19 protein-coding genes are annotated in these 17,842 nt (G+C 55.7%); 5 read left to right on the top strand and 14 right to left on the bottom strand.

The features are described 5' to 3' along the window. Positions 1 to 2: 2 nt before the first annotated feature. From LVY71_RS21910 to LVY71_RS21870, 9 genes are all read right to left on the bottom strand, one after another. A complete protein-coding gene (locus LVY71_RS21910; RefSeq protein WP_235102040.1) occupies positions 3 to 872 on the bottom strand; it encodes a metal ABC transporter permease in 870 nt (289 codons plus the stop codon). A gap of 7 nt (positions 873 to 879) precedes the next feature. Then, a complete protein-coding gene (locus tag LVY71_RS21905; protein WP_235102039.1) occupies positions 880 to 1,632 on the bottom strand; it encodes a metal ABC transporter ATP-binding protein in 753 nt (250 codons plus the stop codon). A 2-nt stretch (positions 1,633 to 1,634) separates the two neighbouring features. Continuing rightward, the gene (locus LVY71_RS21900) at positions 1,635 to 1,847 is read right to left on the bottom strand and encodes a hypothetical protein (RefSeq protein WP_235102038.1); all 213 of its coding nucleotides are present in this window, start codon (positions 1,845 to 1,847) and stop codon (positions 1,635 to 1,637) included. A 111-nt stretch (positions 1,848 to 1,958) separates the two neighbouring features. Further along, positions 1,959 to 2,120, bottom strand: coding sequence for a hypothetical protein (locus LVY71_RS21895; protein WP_235102037.1), 162 nt, complete (start codon positions 2,118 to 2,120; stop codon positions 1,959 to 1,961). Next, on the bottom strand, positions 2,117 to 2,458 hold the full coding sequence (locus LVY71_RS21890) for a hypothetical protein (RefSeq protein ID WP_235102036.1): 342 nt from the start codon (positions 2,456 to 2,458) through the stop codon (positions 2,117 to 2,119). The genes LVY71_RS21895 and LVY71_RS21890 overlap by 4 nt, the downstream gene beginning before the upstream one ends. Next, on the bottom strand, positions 2,455 to 3,039 hold the full coding sequence (locus LVY71_RS21885) for a permease (protein ID WP_235102035.1): 585 nt from the start codon (positions 3,037 to 3,039) through the stop codon (positions 2,455 to 2,457). Before LVY71_RS21885 ends, LVY71_RS21890 begins: the two co-directional genes overlap by 4 nt. A gap of 127 nt (positions 3,040 to 3,166) precedes the next feature. Then, a complete protein-coding gene (gene crcB, locus LVY71_RS21880) occupies positions 3,167 to 3,541 on the bottom strand; it encodes a fluoride efflux transporter CrcB (RefSeq protein WP_235102034.1) in 375 nt (124 codons plus the stop codon). 81 nt (positions 3,542 to 3,622) lie between these two features. Next, positions 3,623 to 4,222, bottom strand: a complete 600-nt coding sequence (locus LVY71_RS21875; protein ID WP_235102033.1) for a superoxide dismutase — start codon at positions 4,220 to 4,222, stop codon at positions 3,623 to 3,625. A gap of 122 nt (positions 4,223 to 4,344) precedes the next feature. Continuing rightward, positions 4,345 to 5,586: an MFS transporter gene (locus tag LVY71_RS21870; protein WP_235102032.1), complete on the bottom strand. Its 1,242-nt coding sequence runs from the start codon at positions 5,584 to 5,586 to the stop codon at positions 4,345 to 4,347. Positions 5,587 to 5,708: 122 nt separating this feature from the next. Between LVY71_RS21870 and LVY71_RS21865 the strand changes: the two genes are divergently transcribed. The 3 genes from LVY71_RS21865 (at position 5,709) to LVY71_RS21855 (ending at position 8,150) form a co-directional block, all read left to right on the top strand. Beyond that, positions 5,709 to 6,233: a GNAT family N-acetyltransferase gene (locus tag LVY71_RS21865; RefSeq protein ID WP_235102031.1), complete on the top strand. Its 525-nt coding sequence runs from the start codon at positions 5,709 to 5,711 to the stop codon at positions 6,231 to 6,233. A gap of 103 nt (positions 6,234 to 6,336) precedes the next feature. Beyond that, a complete protein-coding gene (locus LVY71_RS21860; protein ID WP_235102030.1) occupies positions 6,337 to 6,825 on the top strand; it encodes a cupin domain-containing protein in 489 nt (162 codons plus the stop codon). Positions 6,826 to 7,088: 263 nt separating this feature from the next. Beyond that, complete coding sequence (locus LVY71_RS21855) at positions 7,089 to 8,150, top strand: ketopantoate reductase family protein (RefSeq protein WP_235102029.1); 1,062 nt, start codon at positions 7,089 to 7,091, stop codon at positions 8,148 to 8,150. Between the two features lie 733 nt (positions 8,151 to 8,883). On the opposite strand, the gene LVY71_RS21850 is transcribed toward LVY71_RS21855, so the two are convergent. After that, positions 8,884 to 11,049, bottom strand: a complete 2,166-nt coding sequence (locus LVY71_RS21850; RefSeq protein WP_235102028.1) for a family 16 glycosylhydrolase — start codon at positions 11,047 to 11,049, stop codon at positions 8,884 to 8,886. Between the two features lie 6 nt (positions 11,050 to 11,055). Then, positions 11,056 to 11,904 (bottom strand): glycosyltransferase family 32 protein, encoded by an 849-nt coding sequence (locus LVY71_RS21845; protein ID WP_235102027.1) that lies wholly within the window; start codon positions 11,902 to 11,904, stop codon positions 11,056 to 11,058. A 147-nt stretch (positions 11,905 to 12,051) separates the two neighbouring features. Here LVY71_RS21845 and LVY71_RS21840 point away from each other — a divergent pair, with 147 nt between their 5' ends. Then, on the top strand, positions 12,052 to 13,692 hold the full coding sequence (locus LVY71_RS21840; protein ID WP_235102026.1) for a carbamoyltransferase C-terminal domain-containing protein: 1,641 nt from the start codon (positions 12,052 to 12,054) through the stop codon (positions 13,690 to 13,692). 147 nt (positions 13,693 to 13,839) lie between these two features. On the opposite strand, the gene LVY71_RS21835 is transcribed toward LVY71_RS21840, so the two are convergent. Beyond that, a complete protein-coding gene (locus tag LVY71_RS21835; protein ID WP_235102025.1) occupies positions 13,840 to 14,754 on the bottom strand; it encodes a nucleotidyl transferase AbiEii/AbiGii toxin family protein in 915 nt (304 codons plus the stop codon). Then, positions 14,741 to 15,583 (bottom strand): type IV toxin-antitoxin system AbiEi family antitoxin domain-containing protein, encoded by an 843-nt coding sequence (locus tag LVY71_RS21830; protein WP_235102024.1) that lies wholly within the window; start codon positions 15,581 to 15,583, stop codon positions 14,741 to 14,743. Before LVY71_RS21830 ends, LVY71_RS21835 begins: the two co-directional genes overlap by 14 nt. A gap of 207 nt (positions 15,584 to 15,790) precedes the next feature. On the opposite strand from LVY71_RS21830, the gene LVY71_RS21825 reads away from it, so the two are divergent. Then, positions 15,791 to 16,612, top strand: coding sequence for a hypothetical protein (locus LVY71_RS21825; protein WP_235102023.1), 822 nt, complete (start codon positions 15,791 to 15,793; stop codon positions 16,610 to 16,612). Positions 16,613 to 16,701: 89 nt separating this feature from the next. Here the strand turns inward: LVY71_RS21825 and LVY71_RS21820 are convergent, their stop codons facing one another. After that, complete coding sequence (locus tag LVY71_RS21820) at positions 16,702 to 17,820, bottom strand: nucleolar 14 family protein (RefSeq protein WP_235102022.1); 1,119 nt, start codon at positions 17,818 to 17,820, stop codon at positions 16,702 to 16,704. Positions 17,821 to 17,842 lie beyond the last annotated feature (22 nt).

Genomic DNA, 17,842 nt, shown 5'->3' with positions numbered 1-17,842 from the left:
CATCACGCTTCGAGATGGCGGCCGGGGAACAGTTGCCGCACCAGCCCGCTGACATTGCCGAACAGCACCGAGCCCACATACAGCACCGCGCAGACCAGAATGATCGCCGGTCCTGACGGCACCTTGGTGTGAAACGACAGCAGCAGCCCCGCGTAACCTGACAATACGGCGCTCGCCACCGCGATGCCGATCATACCGGTGATGTCGCGCGACCAGAATCGCGCGATGCCCGCGGGCAGGATCATCAGCCCCACCGCGAGCAAGGTACCCAGCGCATGGAAGCCGTTGACGAGGTTGATGACGACCAGCGCGAGAAACGCCAGATGTGCAGGCGCGCCGGCGCGGCTCACCGTACGCAGAAACACCGGATCGACGCACTCGATCACCAGCGGGCGGTAGATCACCGCCAGCACCAACAGCGTGATAGTGGCGTTGAACGCGATCACCAGCAGGGTCTGGTCGTCCATCGCCAGGATGTTACCGAACAGCACATGCAGCAGATCGATGTTGGTGCCCTTGATCGACACGATGGTCACACCAAGCGCCAGCGACACCAGATAGAACGCCGCCAATGAGGCGTCTTCCTTCAACTCCGTTGTCCGCGCAACCAGGCCGGACAGGATCGCCACCGCGAAGCCTGCAATCAGTCCGCCAAATGTCATCGCAAACAGATTGAGGCCCGAGAGCAGGAAGCCGACGGCCGCGCCGGGCAGAATCGCGTGCGCCATGGCGTCGCCGACGAGGCTCATCCGCCGCAGCATCAGGAATACGCCGATCGGCGCGCCGCCGAACGCCAGCGCGATGACGCCAGCCAGCGCGCGTCGCATGAACTCGAACTCGGTGAAAGGCGCGATCAGCGCGTTATAGATCATGACAATCTCACGCCGCCTGCGATGGCGTGTCGATGCACGGCGCGGCACCATCGTCAAACGCCTCGCACATGTGACGCGCGGCCAGAAGATTCTCGGCGGTCAGCACGTCCGCTGTCCGTCCCCATGCGACCTTGGAGCGGGCCAGCAGCAGCGTTTCGGGGAAATTTGCACGCACCATCTCCATATCGTGCAGTGCCGCCAACACCGTGCGCTTCTCAGAATGCCAGCGCTGCACCAGCGCAACCAGGTCGGCGGAGGTTTTGGCATCGATGGCGTTGAACGGCTCATCGAGCACGATCACGCGCGCGTCCTGTAACAACACCCGCGCGAACAGCATGCGCTGCATCTGCCCACCGGAGAGCGTGCCGATCGGGCGGTTCTCGAAGCCGCTCAATCCGACCGCGGCCAGCGCTTCGCGGATTTTCTGCTGCTCGGCCTTGCCGAGGCCACCAAAGATACCCTTGCGCCGCCAGAGACCGGTGCCGGTGAAATCGTAGACCGAGATCGGGAAACTGCGGTCGATGTCGGCGGTCTGCGGCAGATAGGCGATGTCGCGATGGTTGAGATCGCCAAGCCCGATAACGCCCGCCAGCGGCTTAAGGATGCCGACGATGCCGCGAAACAGCGTGGATTTCCCGGCCCCATTGGGGCCGACCACCGCGACCAGCGCACCGGCTGCGACTTCGCCACTGAGATGATGCACGGCGGGATGTCTGTCGTAGCCCAGCGTGACGTCACGGAGCTGAATCTGCGCGCTCATGCTCACCTCATCGCCACCAGCACGATGACCCACAGGCCCGCGCTGATCGCTGCTGCCGCGGCCAGACGCGCTGCCACCGTCATGCGCAGGATCGACCACGTCACCGGTTGCGCCGGATGGGGCGCATCACCGTGGCCATGCACCTGAGGACCGTGCGAATGATCGTGGCCATGGGAATGGCCATGCGCGTGAGAATGCCCGTGCGAATGGGCCATGAGGCAGCTTTCCAAACCAGATAAGGCTGAGCGGTCCGGAAACCCTCAACATCTTACTATGTTATAATATAACATAGCGTGAGTCCACGGTTCCGCAAGGCTGGACCGGACTCAGGGTTTACCGGTCATCATGGCGACCGCGGCCGCCAGAAACGGAAACGGCAGCGAACCCATTGCGCGGAACCAGACGAACCGGGCCGGCATGAAGGGAATTTCCCACAGGATCAGCCGCTGGAACGCAAACAGCGCCCAGGCGACCACATAGGCGGTCACCTGTGGCGCCCCGCCGCCGCTCTTGAGCGCTCTACGGCCCCGATGGAAAAGCCAACCACGGGCCCTCCGGGCGTCGCCGCGCCGGCCACCACGGCGGTGGCAACGCCGAACCATCCGGTGTCCGGACCGAGCCCGCCCACGATCACCTCCGAGGGAATGATTGCGGCGATGAAGCCCGACCCGATCACGCCAAGCGCGATGCGCGGCACGATGTTGATGAAATCCATTGCGCCGCCGCGCAGAGCCACGCTCAACACGGTCTTGTCCTGCCGCCACGCGATGATGCCCACGCCGAACAGCGAACCCCACAGCAGGATGTCGATGACAAGCGCGGTCACAGCTTGAACCTGTGCCGGACGCGGACGTAAACGAAGCGCCCGAGCGCGCCGGCGAGAACCGGCATCGGCAGCGAAATGACGATGCGCCAGAGCGTGAAATCCGCGCCCATGATCGGCATCTCCCACGCCACCGCGCGGCCATAGCCGATCAGCGTCCAGCTCACGACCATCGCGATGGTGGCGCCGACCGCGAGCAGCGCGCTCGCCACCGGATACGCCGTGAACGGACCGCCCGGCAGGATCGCGCCGAACGCCGTTCCGATCAGCAGCCCCTTCAGGCCGGATTCGGGTCCGAGCGATTTCGAGACCTTGTCGTGCGGCAGCACCGCAGCAAGCAATCCGCCGAGCAGACAGCCGGCCAGAACGCGGGGCATGATCTCGCCGAACAGGGAGATGTCATGAAAGAGAATGATCCAGACGCCGTCGAGACCGTCGCGCCGCCAGACCAGCGCGCCGCTGACCACGACCAGCACGGCGATGATGAAGGTCGACCAGCCGAATGGCTTGCCCTTGCGGGGCGGACTGGCGTCAGCGCCCTCGCCGTCATCGGCAGGTTCGGTTGTCGGTTGGGGAGCGGACAAAAACGGGGCTCGTGTGGAGTCAGGCAACGATCGAGCAATAACTGCGCCTCACGCATGAAGCAAATCGAAGCAGTGCAACATGCATGCGCTTGCCGCGTGGAGGCATGCGCATCAACGCGCAATACCGCTAAGCGAAATGCCGGACCAGCGCCAGACCCGCCACCAGTCCCGCGATCGACAGCACCACCGATCCCACCACATAGAACGCAGCGAGGCCAAGTTCGCCGCGCTCATAAAGCAGAACCGAATCCAGCGAGAAGGCGGAGAACGTGGTGTAGCCGCCAAGAATGCCGGTCATGATGAACAAACGCCAGGGCTGCGATGCCTCGCCCTTGAAGGCGAGGTAACCCGCGACGAGGCCCATCACCAGCGAGCCGGTGATGTTGATGACGAAAGTACCGTAGGGAAAATTGACGCCGCATGCGCGGGCGCAACCGACGTTGACCGCGTGCCGGAGCGATGCGCCCAGACCGCCGCCGACAAAAACCAGAAGATAGTTCATGGGATCGTCCGTATCTGCTTCACAAATGAAAAGCGGGGCCACAACGGGCCCCGCGAGATCATGTCGACATGCGCACGGCTGTCACACCGCTTTCGAGAACAGGGACTCGACATATTCCCAGTTCACGAGGTGATCGACGAACGCCTTGAGATAGTCGGGCCGGCGATTGCGGTAATCGATGTAGTAGGAGTGCTCCCACACGTCGACACCGAGGATCGGCGTCGCGCCGTGCACCAGCGGGCTTTCGCCGTTCGCCGTCTTCGAGATTTCCAGCTTGCCGTTCTTGACCGAGAGCCAGGCCCAGCCCGAGCCGAACTGGCCGACGCCTGCCGCCGCAAAATCGGTTTTGAATTTTTCGAGACCGCCGAGATCCTCGTCGATCTTCTTGGCGAGTTTGCCGGGCAGTTTGTCGCCGCCGCCGTTGGGCTTCATCCAGTTCCAGAAATGCAGATGGTTGTAGTGCTGGCCGGCGTTGTTGAAGAGCGGCGCGTTCTTGCCGAACGAGCCCTTCACGATGTCTTCAAGGGACTTGCCCTCGAACTCGGTGCCCTTCAGCAGATTGTTGCCGTTGGTCACGTAAGCCTGGTGATGCTTGTCGTGGTGATACTCGAGCGTCTCCTTGGACATGTGCGGCTGGAGCGCATCGTAGGCGTAAGGCAAATTCGGGAGCGTGAAGGTCATGGGTCTACTTCCGGAAATTGTGGGTGACGACGTGTCAACGCGGCGCACTATAGAAGGTTTCCCGGAGAGGGAAACAGGGAAGCCGCGGCCGGACGGCCGCGGAGATGTCCCGAAATGCGCGCTCAGGCCGCCTTTGGCAGCGCGCCAGCCAGTTCGTCCTTGGCTCTGGGCGGCCGCACATTCATCAGCATCTGGAACGATCCCGCTATCAGGCCGATGATAACCGCGCCTTTCCACGCCAGATCATAGTTGCCGAGATGATCGAAGATCAGGCCGCTGCCCCAGGCGCCGATGAACGATCCCACCTGATGGCTGAAAAAGGCGATGCCGGTCAGGGTCGCCATGAAGCGCAGTCCGAACAGTTGCGCGACGAGGCCGTTCACCAGCGGAATGACGCCGAGCCACAACGAACCCATCACCGAGGCGAAGATCAAGGTGGAAGCAGGCGTGGCCGGCAGGATGAAATACACCGCGATCGCCAGCGAGCGCACGATGTAGATGCCGCCGAGCAGCAGTTGCTTGGGATAACGTCCCCCGAGCCAACCGAATGCATACGATCCGAACACGTTGAACAGGCCGATCAGCGCCAAAGCCGTCGCTCCGAGGGACGGATCCAGACCGCAGATCGCAAGGTAGTTCGGCAGATGTGTCGTGATGAAGACAAGCTGCAATCCGCAGACGAAGAACGCCAGCGCCATGATGACGTATCCGGAATGGCTGAGCGCCGACTGCACCACCGCGCCGAGCGACAGATTAAGATCGTCCGCCTTGTCGATTTCGATCTTGTCGGCCTTGCCCGCGCTGAATGCCGACGGAAGCATGACGCAAGCGAGCGCGATGAAGCCGACCAGCGCGATCTGCCAGCCCGACGTTGAAATCAGGGACTGCGCTAACGGCGAGGCGATGACGAGACCGATCGAACCCGCGGCGGAAATCGCGCCCATGGTAACGCTGCGCTTTGCCGCAGAGACCGCACGCGCAGACACCGTCATGCTCATGCTGGAGGCGGTGCATGACAGCGCGATGCCGACGCAGATGCCGCAACCGAAGGTGAAGGCCAGCGCCGTGGTCGCGAAAATCATGGTGACAAGGCCGAGAATATAGACCAGCACGCCGACGAGCATCACATAGCGTGAGCCGTAGCGATCCGCGAAAATGCCGACGAAGGGCTGCGTGATGCCCCAGACGATGTTCTGAATCGCCGTGGCGAGCGAGAAGTCGGCACTGGTGATCTGGGTGTCGTGCAGGATGGAGGGCTGGAAAAGCCCGAAGCTCTGCCGCATACCCATCGACAGGCTCAACATGACGGATGCGCCGATCAGAATGGACCAGCGCTGGTAGGACGTGAGTTGAGCAGCCTGCATTGCAATTTCCTCCGGCCCTCGCGGGGCGCTGGAATGTTTTTCTTACTTTGGCATCGGAATCGCTAGTTTGCCATCGACCCCAAGGCAATGCTGATGTGCGCGGCGCAAGGACGAGCAATAAAATGAGTATCGAAATCGATATTGCGACCGGAGATTCCAGCTGGCCCACTGCAGAGCCCTTGCTTTCGGCGGTCTGGCCGCCCGAGACCGTCAAGGTGCTGCCATGGGGCCACATCGTCTTCGCTCATGCCGACCTGCGGGTGATGATCGAAGCGGATGGCGAGGTCGTCTGCCATGTCGGAATCTATCGCCGCACCGGCACCTGGAATGGCCGGCAGGTGATCATCGGCGGAATCGGCGGCGTGGCGACGCGCGAGGACTGCCGCGGACGCGGCTACGCGACGCTGGCGATCAATGCCGCGATCCATACCCTCACCGATGAACGGGCGACCGACTTCGGCATGCTGTTCTGCGAACCGGACACCGCCGCATTTTACGAAAAGCTGGGCTGGCAGACCTTCAACGGCACCGTCTATGCCGAGCAGCCTGGCGGACGCGGGACATTCACGGCGCTGACGCCCTATGTCTACAAGATCAAGCGCCTGCTGCGCGAAGGCACCATCGACCTCCGCGGCCTGCCGTGGTGAGCACGTCTCGCGCAGCAGCTTTCGCAGCGCTACGTTCATTGCCCGCTGAGGCGCAGCCGGGTTAACTTCCTTGCACAACAAGAAAAGCAAGGAGAGAACCACCGTGAATAAAATCAAGATTGCTCTGATGACCGCTGGCTGTATCGCTGCTGCGACGATGCTTTCACATCCAGCGGCGAAGGCCGAGACCGATGGCGACGGTTTCATCCGCATCAAGGCGGGCGAAGAGCAGTACAAGAATCCGTTCGGCGTCGGCGTCGAGGTCGCGACCCTGTTTGGCGATCCGTCGAAGCCCGGCATCTACGTGCTGCGCATCAAATGGCCGCCGGGCATCATGAGCAAGCCGCACAAGCATCCCGAGGACCGTCACGTCGTGGTGCTGTCGGGAAGCTGGTACACGGGCACGGGCGAAACCTTCGAACCGGAGAAAGCGATTCCGCTCAAGACCGGCGCTTACATGATGCATCCGAACGGCAAGGTGCATTGGGACGGCACGCGCGAGGAAGGCGCCGTCATCCAGATCACGGGATACGGTCCGAGCGGCAACGTCTTCAGCAAGCCGGACGAGCCGCAGTTCGGCAAGACCAACTGAGACATCCTGCAAGCCCGGCAAAAGCCGCCCAATGGGGCGGCTTTTTTCTGAGGCGCGGCAAAGAGGCCTAAATGCCTTCTGGTATACGATTGTGATGTATACCAAGATACGTTAGACGATTGGCCTCCCCATGGGGTTATTCCCTTGTGACGCTTGAGGGTTTGGCCTCCGCCGCTCCCGGCGAGACGGGATTTCTGGTGTGACGGACACTGTCCCTGTCCCCGCTTCGGCGGGTATCAGGGCATAATTTTGAACGGGTGATCATGGCGCGCAACATTCTCATTCTTGGAGCTTCATACGGCTCCCTGCTGGCGACGAAACTGCTGATGGCCGGTCACAACGTGACCCTGGTCTGCCGGAAGCAGACCGCAGACCTCATCAACAGCAAGGGCACTGAAGTCCGCATCAAGTTGCGTGACGAACCGGCGCATCGCTCGATCTTCTCGCGCGACCTGCCCGGCAAACTGGACGCAACCACACCCCATGAAGTCAGCCTGTCGCGTTACGATCTGGTTGGCCTTGCGATGCAGGAACCGCAATACACCAATCACACGATCCGGGTTCTGATGATCAAGATTGCCGAGGCGAAACTGCCTTGCCTTTCGATCATGAACATGCCGCCGCTGCCCTATCTCAAGCGCATCGAAGCGCTTAAAGGCATGGACCTCGAAGAAGCCTATACCAATGCCACGGTCTGGGAACGTTTCAAGCCGGGACTTGTCACGCTCTGCTCCCCCGATCCGCAGGCCTTCCGTCCGCCGGAGGAAGCAGCGAACGTGCTTCACGTCGGACTGCCTACCAACTTCAAGGCCGCGATATTTGAAGACGAGGCCCACAACAGGCTGCTGCGCGAACTGGAAGCGGATATCGATGCCGTGAAGCTCGACGGCCAGGATGTTCCCGTAAAGCTGAAGGTGTTCGACTCGCTGTTTGTGCCGCTGGCGAAATGGTCGATGCTGTTGACCGGCAATTATCGCTGCATCACGCCGACCGATCCGCAGCCGATCCGCGAGGCGGTGCATGGCGATCTGAAACTTTCGAAGTCGATCTACGAGCATGTCGACGCCATCGCGCTGCGACTGGGCGCCGATCCGCAGGATCAGGTCCCTTTCGAGAAATACGCCAAGGCGGCGGAAAGCCTGCTCAAGCCCTCGTCGGCCGCCCGCGCAGTCGCCAGCGGCGCCCCCTTCATCGAACGGGTCGACCTGCTAGTGAAGCTGATCTCGCATCAGCTGAACATGCCCAACGCTGAAATCGACCGCACGGTCGACATCGTGGATCAGAAGCTCGCCGAGAAGATCGTGCCGGGCGGATCGGGCGCATAGCGCCCTTCGGGCGAACATCCGCCGGCAAAGAAAAACCCTTCTAGATCACTGATCTAGAAGGGTTTTTTGTTTGGTTGCGGGGATAGGATTTGAACCTATGACCTTCAGGTTATGAGCCGCCCGGAATGCCAATCAAATATCTGATTTAATTAACATAAAGCCGCTTGAAAATATTTCTGTGCTAGCATTTGTGCTAAATTTCAAAGAATTCTGTGGTTTTGGTGGGCATCCCGACCTACGGGTTTAGACCGCTTTTTCGTTTGCACAGTCGTGGGCAAACGATAACGCACCGGCCTCTCGAGAATAAAGCCCACCGCCACTTTCGGCGTCAGAGTTCACGCAGAAAGATCGTTTCCCGCAGGAGTGCGGCAAACGATAGCGCCGGGCAAGCTATCAGGGAATCCTATTTGTCTGATGATTCATCACCGACGTGAGTCGCTTGCCGACTCCCTATCCAGCGCCGTCGGGAGATCATCGAGGCTCATCGCAAGCAGTAGCCAGGCATTTGCCAGTTTATTCCGGCTATCAATCCGCGAGAAAACAAACCCTTAGATCTACTTTTCCGCATCCGATTGCCGGTTTCTTTGCCGGTTTGGAATCAGGTCGATGAGCTATAGAAACCGTTTCTATAACTCACTGGCCGTTTTCAGCCGTTTAATCTCGTCACCCCTTGCAGAGAATAGCCTGCCTAATCTTCTCATTTCCCAGTCGCAGTGGATCCAAACGTACGCGATTAGACTCTGTCTGCCTTGTATGCATCTACCGACACATTTCGCACAATTGTCGATGCAGGTAACCTACTAACCGCAAGCCGACCAGCAAGCTCACGGGAGCGAGTCGGCCAAGTATTTAAGTGCAATGTCATGGGAAGATCCGGAACAGGCGTCGGATTCCATATGACTCGACGATGAACTAATTCGCCATCGACAAGCCACCGAATCTCACATGGATCCCATTCGATCGCGTAGCGATGGGGGGCCTTGGACGAATCAAATCCGAGCGGAATAGCTACCGGCGTCCCACGATAGCCATAGTCAAACTTTGCCCCTTCCGAACCCGGATTATAGAAAACGTTGACTAAAAGCCGAGTGGGACAATTTCCCGTTATCTCAATATCAATTTCCTGGCGAGGCGAGGAACGGTAAAGGAAGAAACCAGTAACTAGACCTGAAACGTTCGTTACTTGCAGAGTGGCCTCAAAACGCCCGTACAAAAATCTCTCAGAACTTGATATCGCGGCGGCGCTATAGTCCCGCACCCCGAGTGCTTCTCGACCAACTTTAAGTGCTAGACCAATATCTGGCTCAATCGACGCGTTAGCAGGACGGAACAATCCCAAGTTTCCAGGAAATGTATCGCTTCTTAGTAACCACCGGCGTGGCTGTATATTTATCAGATCTTCATCGAAACTTACCTTCAAAGCTAATGCGCGCGGCCGTTCTGCTGGACTCGCATTTATCCCGTTCCACCCCGTATACGGCCCTACACTCCATGGTGTCCGGTCGGACTTGAGAAGCTTAGCTCGATTTGCCCTTGCATTATCTATGACAACATCCCGATGCTTTCGCTGACCAATGTCTTTTATAGTTGGGTACGATGCTGTAGGTGGCGGCAGCCTCAAATGTTCACAAAGCACACGCCAGTCAGAACCTTCATCGCGATTCAAACGAACTACATCAGCACCATCTAAGATATCCATCATTTCGTCATAGCGAGAACCAACAGATTCCTTATCCTCAGTCACTATGAATTTAGCCTGCGGATAACACGACATAAGTGTTCGCAAATGAGGTTCTAGCGAACCAACATTGACGTAGGCATTGAATACGGTCTTGGCAGAACCGGCGAGGATTCTTTTAAGCTCTGCTTCCGGAATGCGCTCAATATCGCTGCAACATCGATAGCCTAGCATCGAGAGCGCTATCGCAAGTGACGACAGTCCAGATCCCGGCCTGCCAAATGCGAACACCGGAAATTGGGTCGGCTGCTGCTGAAATAGTGCAGCATTGCTGTAGTCGAGGACGCCGATCTTCGATAGGGCAGGCAAAATCGAATATGAATTGGTTGAAACAAGATCAAGACGTTGATGGATCACCGGACGCCGAAGAGCTCGCACATTAATGGTATGAAATAGGTGATTGATCCAAAGGTCGATGGGCCCCCGACACGGAAGGAGTCGAAGAAGCTTCTGCGCTCCTTTTTTCGATAATACATAGCCGGACAAGTACCAAAGCCCACGCTCTGGACGAAACACGTTTTCCGATATCAACTCCTTTGGTGCGCCATGACGCGCCTCTGCATAAGATAAATACAGAATATCAAAAGCGGGATCCGCCTTATCAATCTCCCTCATTTCGCGCCACGCTTGATCAATAGCGTTCGCGAAACACCTCTCAAACCAAACATCGTCTTCGACTACAAGCGCATAAGGCGCATCAGACTCCGCTACGGTCCTCCAGATCTCAATGTGCGAGCGGGCGATTGCAATCTCTGCCGGACTCATCCGTATCGGACGGTCTAAATCAAACTCGTCAGGCAGCGCATGAGGCTGCGGCTCAACATATAGCTGATCACCTAGCGTGTAGAAGGGATCAATTTCTACCAAATCTTCGAGGTCGTGTGGGGCATTTCTCGCGTCGTTCGCAGAGTACCTTACCGCCCACTTAGTCAGCGGCTCGCCGTCCGCACCTAAAATACAACCTAGCTCTCGAAGAACATCTATCCAACGCTCCGGCTGACGATCTAAGTTAATAACGTATATCTGGGTGATACCGGATTGTTGACCATCTGCTGATGGCACAAAAGAGTATGAACGTCTCCGCGGTAAATATGCTCGAATCTTCAAAAATAAGGAGTGCAAAATGCGAGAGACAGTATGCAAGGGCCTTGTAAGTTTCATTCCAGATTACTTTTCCTCGCGTTGAAACCGCTTTTGATTAGAGAAGCGCCAATTCCGAGCATCGTCACGATAGCTCAGAGGCCATTTCGAAATAGCAAGCGACTCCCAGTCTCGCAGTACCACCAAATCACGCTCCACAGCTTTTGCACCAACGCCAAATTCGAAAATTGACCTAGATAAATTTCCCGGTCCGGTCGTTGTCTGTATTTCCGGCAACGCATCCTTATCTGCGTATTGCAGCAATTCGGTTGCCCGATTGAGAGCAATTTCAATAATCGGATGGCGTCTGCTTGTAATGAGAGGATTGTTGTTGATGTAAAAAATCCAGCTTGATTCATAATTTCCTACTGGAAGGAAGCTGGCCGGGCTAATCATTGCTGATGATGCGATATCATAGCAGAGCGGCTGCACCTTCAATCGACCGTCATTGAAGAGAAAATCAATTTGCGGACCAATGCAGACATCGTCTGCATCAACATAGAAGCCTCCTTCTTCCCATAAATAACACAGACGAAAATAGTCTGATTGCATAGCTGGGTGGTAACAACGCTCAAAGGCCTGCTCATGCCGAGCATCTAGCGAATTTCGAATAAATGCCTTTGCGCTGATCTCATCGAACAAGCGATGCTCGAAGCCTCTCGCTGTCCAGCGGGTCCAAGAAGATATGCACTGGTGTATATCCGCCGGACAGGCAGTTAAATCATGCCAAAACTGCACAATCATTTTAGGTGGGGACTGTTTGTATTGGTCGTGGCATGCCCCTTCCAGCTCTGAGCGCTGGACTAGACCTCTGATAAATTCAGAGCGCTGCCGATGGTGCTCGGGACTATCCGACATGTCTACGCGATTAGTCATGCCTTATGGTATTAGTTCCAAAGCTCACAATCCACATGTAGTGTGCATGCATAGTTAGAATTGAGCTGAAGGTTAAAGCACGTATTTGTTTTCAAAGAATTCGGGCCGCAAGAGCATATTTGGAGCTAATTGGGAGACTGCGACGACATGAACATCCTTTCCTACAATCCCGGACATGACGGGGCTATCGCCTACCTCAAGGATGCTCGACTAGTTCTATCAATTGAAGCCGAGAAGAATTCGAACTATCGATACTCCCCCATATCAAGTGGCGATGTGTTCGATGTTCTGAGCGAAATAGGTGAGATTCCGGATGTCCTTTGCACTGGCGGCTGGTGGCCCAGGGATCATTTTGAATATGAGCGTGGAGCAATAACCCATGCAGGTTATCGCGGCACATTAAAAAACGATGTCATCGCGAACCAACGAAACTTATTGGGTAAACCCGTTCATTATTTTTCGTCCTCCCACGAGCGCTCTCACGTACTTTGCGCCTTTGGAATGTCGCCTTTACCGAAAGGCACTCCTTGTTACGCATTGGTTTGGGAAGGAGCGATCGGCTCATTCTACGAGATTGACTCAGAACTAAACATTAGATCGCTTGGCGAAGCTTTAGATAAGCCAGGAAATCGCTATGCGATGCTTTATGGCTTGGCTGACCCAACCTTTCCCAAGAATACTCCCTATTTTCGAATTTCTGACGCTGGGAAGCTTATGGCTTTGGCCTCATTTTCAAAACGAGATGTGCCATTGCCTGTCGAACAAAAATTGCTCGATTTCTTGTTAGAGGGTCCTTACCGGCAGCTATCCGAGTACGAAGACCTTGAGCACTTACCCTATCGTGATGTCGGGCTGGATGACCCAGAGTTTCGTAATTTTGCAGGCATATACAGTGACAAGATTTTTGATGCTTTTTATCAATTCGCAAGAAGGAATCTGAAAAGGGGAATGCCCTTAGTCATAGCGGGTGGATGTGGCCTGAATTGCGACTGGAATACAAAATGGAAGGAAACGGGCCTTTTCACCGAAATATTCATTCCCCCAGTTGCAAATGACTCGGGCTCGGCAATTGGAACAGCAATAGATGCGCAGTTTCATTTTACTGGTAATCCAAAAATCGACTGGAATGTTTACTCAGGCCTAGTCTTCAACAAGGCCGCGTCGTTTGATTTGGCGCAGTACGATATCTCGGAGACAAAATACAACACGATTGCCGACATGCTTGCCTGCGACCTGATCCTTGGGTGGGTGAACGGCAAGTATGAGATCGGTCCGCGCGCTTTAGGTAATCGATCTATTCTCGCGGCCCCATTTAAAGACAGCACTAGAATTAGACTAAACGACATCAAGCAACGTGAGCAATTTCGTCCGATTGCACCAATTTGTCTCGAGGAAGAAGCGCAAAGATGGTTTGGCTGCGATTGGGCCAGCCCCTTTATGCTCTACACACAAAAAGTCAAAACCGATGCCCTACCCGCTGTTACCCATGTCAATGGAACGGCTCGAATTCAAACAGTTTCAGCCGAAACAAACCGAGAGCTGTACGGACTGCTGAAGGCATTCAAGACCCGCACTGGCCACGGCGTGTTGTGCAATACCTCCCTGAATTTCAATGGGAGGGGTTTCATAAACAGAATGGATGATCTCTCAACTTACTGCCTGAATCATAACCTGGATGGGTTTGTTGTTGAGGGCAAAGCGTATCTTCGAAAATCGTCGGAGCGCTATCAGGCCTATCTCGACAGGCAAGCTCTCATGCCTTCAAGGCAATTGCAGAATTCTGAGTAAAATGCGCTGGCCAAACAACGCGGCTCAGTGTCACACTTTTAGGCAGCCTTCTTGACGAGCCCCCCTAGTGGGACGCAGGGTTGCTATCGCCTCTCTACCCAGCCCACTGGCAAGGATCGCGCCCAAAGCTGAGTCAACTTAACGCCTCTACTGTCGAGCAAGGACTCTCTCCAGTTGCTCAACAAGTGCAGCTCGTTTTTCTTTCGTCAGTGAATCGAGATTCTTCTGCCGCCATTTGACTGCGGGCAAATTGGCGGCCTCCGGTAATTCCAACAGTGACCAATCAGGTTCACCGCGCTCGAATTGTATAAGAAAGGAGCAATGGGGCTCTGGCATTTGGCCGACTATTTCCTCAATGAGCGCTTCCCGAGCTTTAAGAAGCTCGTCCAGACTTACAGGCTCGCTTGTCATGCCACGGAAGCCGCGCTCGTATTCTTGGGAGATGTCCTTGCGGTTGGCCGTCAGCACCTCGGACATCGGCCGACCGTGACTTGCGAGATAGACAACGAATGCTCGGCGAAGCTCTGATGTGAGGCCCTCATTGGCCAACAGATCCCTTATGTCGAAAAGATCACGAGGATGTTGACGATCAAGGGCGGCAACAATCTTGCCTGCATACAGATCTTCAAACGAAACCACCTGCATCTCTGCAAAGCCAAAGGCCTCTTCGACGGCCGGAGATACAGTTTTAAGTTCTGTAGCGAATACGCAGCCTCGTATGACAGGATTAACCTCTATCTTGACCTGCGTGCCATCATGAGTGAGGTGGAGTTTGACAGTCGCTCCATCCTCCTTTGCCTCGGTAATCCTGATACCGAGTACAGCTTGGACCGCGCGTTCTTTGATGCGCGCCATTGCGGCGGCAACCTCTGCCAACGAATCTTGGCGTGATTTTATCGGCAAGTAGGTCAGGTCTATATCGACGGATAGACGCGGCATATCACGGACGAACATGTTGATGGCGGTCCCGCCCTTCAACGCAAAGCACTTCTCCTCCGCCACCAAAGGCATCAATCGCAGCATCAATGCGACCTGTTTGCGATACCCTTCAGAGAATGCCATCAAGGTCCTCCGGGACCGTTATCTGGTAAGCGGAATCAAACTTGCCTCCCTTAGCCAACACGCGTTTGCCCTTACCGAGATCGATCTTGTCTTTCTCTAGATATTTGAGCCAAGCATGATGATGCCGATCGGAAAAGAAGAAGAAGAGCCTTTTAACCTTCACGCTTTTGCAGTCCACCAGTAGCTTCTGCAATCGTCTCGGACGCAGGCTACCCATGCCCTCCATCAGTTTGTCGACTTGGTGGAAGCTTTCATGATCGGGTAACTCAGCGAGCAATTCCAAGACAGCACGCTCAGGCGAGGATAGCGTGAGCGGCCAATTTGATTGCCCCCAGGATTGCACCTCAAAGCTCGCAGTGTCAGTGCTTGCAACCTGTTGTCTGACAACATCCCACTCCAAACTGCCAAGCCCTATCGTGACAGGTTCATTGCTGAAGAGTTTTTGGATGTTGTGATAGCGAAAATGCGTTTCTATCGGCAGCTTGTTCAGCCATTCCGGTGGCGCCTTGGTGCCGTAGAGATGCACCTCCAAAGTCCGATGCGAAAGATAGTGGGTGAATCCATGCAATTCGAGCGCGGTTCTCCCGCCGACGACAAGTGGAAGTTGCAACAGATTCTGGAGAGAGATCACCACCTGCTGCCAACTGAGGGGGCCACGGGAACGAGTATAGACCTGCCTTGCGGGCTGCTGAAGCCAACCACTCTTCACGTAGCGATGTCGTAGGGCGGTCGAATAATTATGCTTGGCAAGCCAGGAGGCATCAACCAAGAGCCCTTCTGGAAGGTGATGTTCCAACCAGTTTAACTTTCCGGCCATAAGCTCACTCATAGTTAGTAAAATAGCATATTTATAAACCAACGCCAGTTTAATATTACGCCCATAAGCTAACTATTAGTTAGCAAATGATCCATTTCTTAAACTATCGCTCTCGAAACAACCCATCCGGCAAGTAGCTTGCTGTCGCGAGGAGCGGACGCGATCCAAAGGCGGGCATGATAAAATCACGGGCCGAATCGCGACTACTGGAGCGTCCCAATGGATCCCCGAAATAAGTCGACACCAGACCTAACTGCCACCATGAGTGGCATAGATACCGCCACGGAACGTTTGCGCCTTGCCGCTGTCGGAGGCATTGACCCGAGCGTTGCAGCCAAGCTGCAAGGCGCGCTCGGTTCGGATGCTTTGCAGAAGCTCAACGTTGCAAGCGACCACATTAGGCAGGCAGCCTCGCGAATAACTGGAGCATCTGCTTACGATCAGGTTGCTAGCAGGCTTGCCGACCAGTTTAAGTCTATTGATGCCTTGCGCGTGAGCGTCCCGGAAATGCCGCGCATCCCAGAACCACCGCGCTTTCCGAAAATGTCGGTTCGCGACATCCCGGTCATTCAAAATCCCATTCTCGAAACGAATAAGCGGCTGAAGAGCATTGAGCAGCGGTTCAGTAAGATGGAAGAGATTGCGCTCAATGCCGCTGAAATCGCGACATCCTTGCAATCCTCTGCCGCGACATTCCTCGACAAATTTGAAGCCGCCGCCCATGATAACGACCAAACGACAAAGCGCGCAGTCAAGATCGGTGTTCTCGCACTGGTTGTTGCTGTTTTAATCCCGATGCTTCAATGGTTTTACACGGAAGTTTACCGCGCACCATCGGACACGGCGACGATGCAGGGAGCAATTTCCGACATCACGCGTGAGATGCAGAGCCTGCAACAGACGCAAATGATTATAGCTGACAAGGTTGCTGACGCTCTTGCCAAGAACGGCGACCAGGTAACCCAAGGCCTCAAGGAAATTAGAGACCTCCTGGCGAAACAGAAAGAACCCGCAACGCCTCCTACGGCCATCATTCCCTAGCGCGCAAACGGACATCGCAAAATCGATAAACGCGATCAGGAACATGGCGCTGGCGACGTCAACCGTAAAGCTACGACAATGAAAAACAGTCAAGCACAGTCGTTGACATCATCCCATATCTTACCCGTAGCAATCGGATCCAATTTATCAGCCTGTAGAAGCGCCCATTCCTGCCAGCGGGAAACGCGGACAATGTCAGCACCCTCGGTTGGCATTCCAATAACGGATGAGACGAAAGTCCGGATTGCCTGTGCCCGCTGATAGTTTTCTGCGCTGTCCGTAAGACGCTTCAACCTGTCGGCTTCCAACTTTAACAACCGTTCACGCTCGGCTTTTTCTTGCTCCAGTTTTTTCCTGATAGCCTCCTGCCGCATCTGCTCTCGGCGACGCACCTCCTCTTCGTAGACCCAAGTCCGGTGCTCGCGATATTGCATTTCTCCGGCGACGATAATTTCCACGGCAATGCTGGTAAGCTGATTCTCCAGCGATTGCTCGTCCGAGTCGACCCATGATGCGCGCTCAGTATTCTTATCGTAGCCCTTGAATATTGAGAACTTCAGCTTCTCGACAGTCTTTTCATCCAGCACTCGTCGGCGATTTGCTACGTGCTCAAGTCCTATGGATACGTTTTGGTGACCCACATTCACATAGATGGTGCGAGTGTCCTGGCCCTGCACCGTTACCGAGCAATCAAGGCGGCTCAATCCGTAAAAAAGCCCCTGTAAGATGCGGAGACGCCGCTTTTCCAGGGCGGTACTGAATATCGCTGTGTGCCACGACGATTGTGCAGCTTTCCGTGCATCATCCTCTACCTGGCGCCGAAACGCGGCATGCGGCGGCGATAAATTCTTCGACGCAAGCACGACCCCAATATTAAGCGTGACGCGCTCCCGCAAATTTTCTATGGGCTCGTCAAATACTGGCGCTACTGGTTCTGTCTCTTCAAGCTCCTTTTGATGCTGCCGATAATCCCATTGGCCGATCTGTATCGTATCGGACACGCCTGGCGGGCGCGGCGGCAAAGGGCTGGTCTTCACCTTCTGTCCCGCATGAACCTTATTCCAGTGCCCCTGTGGCGGTAATGGCACGAACGCCTTCACGCAGTGCTTTCTCAGTCCGTTATCGGACAACTCAAGCGTCTTCGCGACCTCGCGCATAGGTCCTGACCAGACGAGATCGTGCAATTGCTGGCGCGTGTAAGTTTTCATGTAGACTTCCTTGCTTGGGGCA

The sequence above is a fragment of the Bradyrhizobium sp. G127 genome, assembly GCF_021502575.1.
Taxonomy (GTDB): Bacteria; Pseudomonadota; Alphaproteobacteria; order Rhizobiales; family Xanthobacteraceae; genus Afipia.
Note: the sequence above shows the minus strand (reverse complement) of the source record. Positions and strands in the feature narration are given on the sequence as shown.

Bases quoted from the DNA above. Each gene is read 5' to 3' on its own strand.
- LVY71_RS21910 (WP_235102040.1), bottom strand. From the start codon at position 872: ATGATCTATAACGCGCTGATCGCGCCTTTCACCGAGTTCGAGTTCATG.
- LVY71_RS21905 (WP_235102039.1), bottom strand. From the start codon at position 1,632: ATGAGCGCGCAGATTCAGCTCCGTGACGTCACGCTGGGCTACGACAGA.
- LVY71_RS21900 (WP_235102038.1), bottom strand. From the start codon at position 1,847: ATGGCCCATTCGCACGGGCATTCTCACGCGCATGGCCATTCCCATGGC.
- crcB (WP_235102034.1), bottom strand. From the start codon at position 3,541: ATGAACTATCTTCTGGTTTTTGTCGGCGGCGGTCTGGGCGCATCGCTC.
- LVY71_RS21875 (WP_235102033.1), bottom strand. From the start codon at position 4,222: ATGACCTTCACGCTCCCGAATTTGCCTTACGCCTACGATGCGCTCCAG.
- LVY71_RS21870 (WP_235102032.1), bottom strand. From the start codon at position 5,586: ATGCAGGCTGCTCAACTCACGTCCTACCAGCGCTGGTCCATTCTGATC.
- LVY71_RS21865 (WP_235102031.1), top strand. From the start codon at position 5,709: ATGAGTATCGAAATCGATATTGCGACCGGAGATTCCAGCTGGCCCACT.
- LVY71_RS21855 (WP_235102029.1), top strand. From the start codon at position 7,089: ATGGCGCGCAACATTCTCATTCTTGGAGCTTCATACGGCTCCCTGCTG.
- LVY71_RS21850 (WP_235102028.1), bottom strand. From the start codon at position 11,049: ATGAAACTTACAAGGCCCTTGCATACTGTCTCTCGCATTTTGCACTCC.
- LVY71_RS21845 (WP_235102027.1), bottom strand. From the start codon at position 11,904: ATGACTAATCGCGTAGACATGTCGGATAGTCCCGAGCACCATCGGCAG.
- LVY71_RS21840 (WP_235102026.1), top strand. From the start codon at position 12,052: ATGAACATCCTTTCCTACAATCCCGGACATGACGGGGCTATCGCCTAC.
- LVY71_RS21835 (WP_235102025.1), bottom strand. From the start codon at position 14,754: ATGGCATTCTCTGAAGGGTATCGCAAACAGGTCGCATTGATGCTGCGA.
- LVY71_RS21830 (WP_235102024.1), bottom strand. From the start codon at position 15,583: ATGAGTGAGCTTATGGCCGGAAAGTTAAACTGGTTGGAACATCACCTT.
- LVY71_RS21825 (WP_235102023.1), top strand. From the start codon at position 15,791: ATGGATCCCCGAAATAAGTCGACACCAGACCTAACTGCCACCATGAGT.
- LVY71_RS21820 (WP_235102022.1), bottom strand. From the start codon at position 17,820: ATGAAAACTTACACGCGCCAGCAATTGCACGATCTCGTCTGGTCAGGA.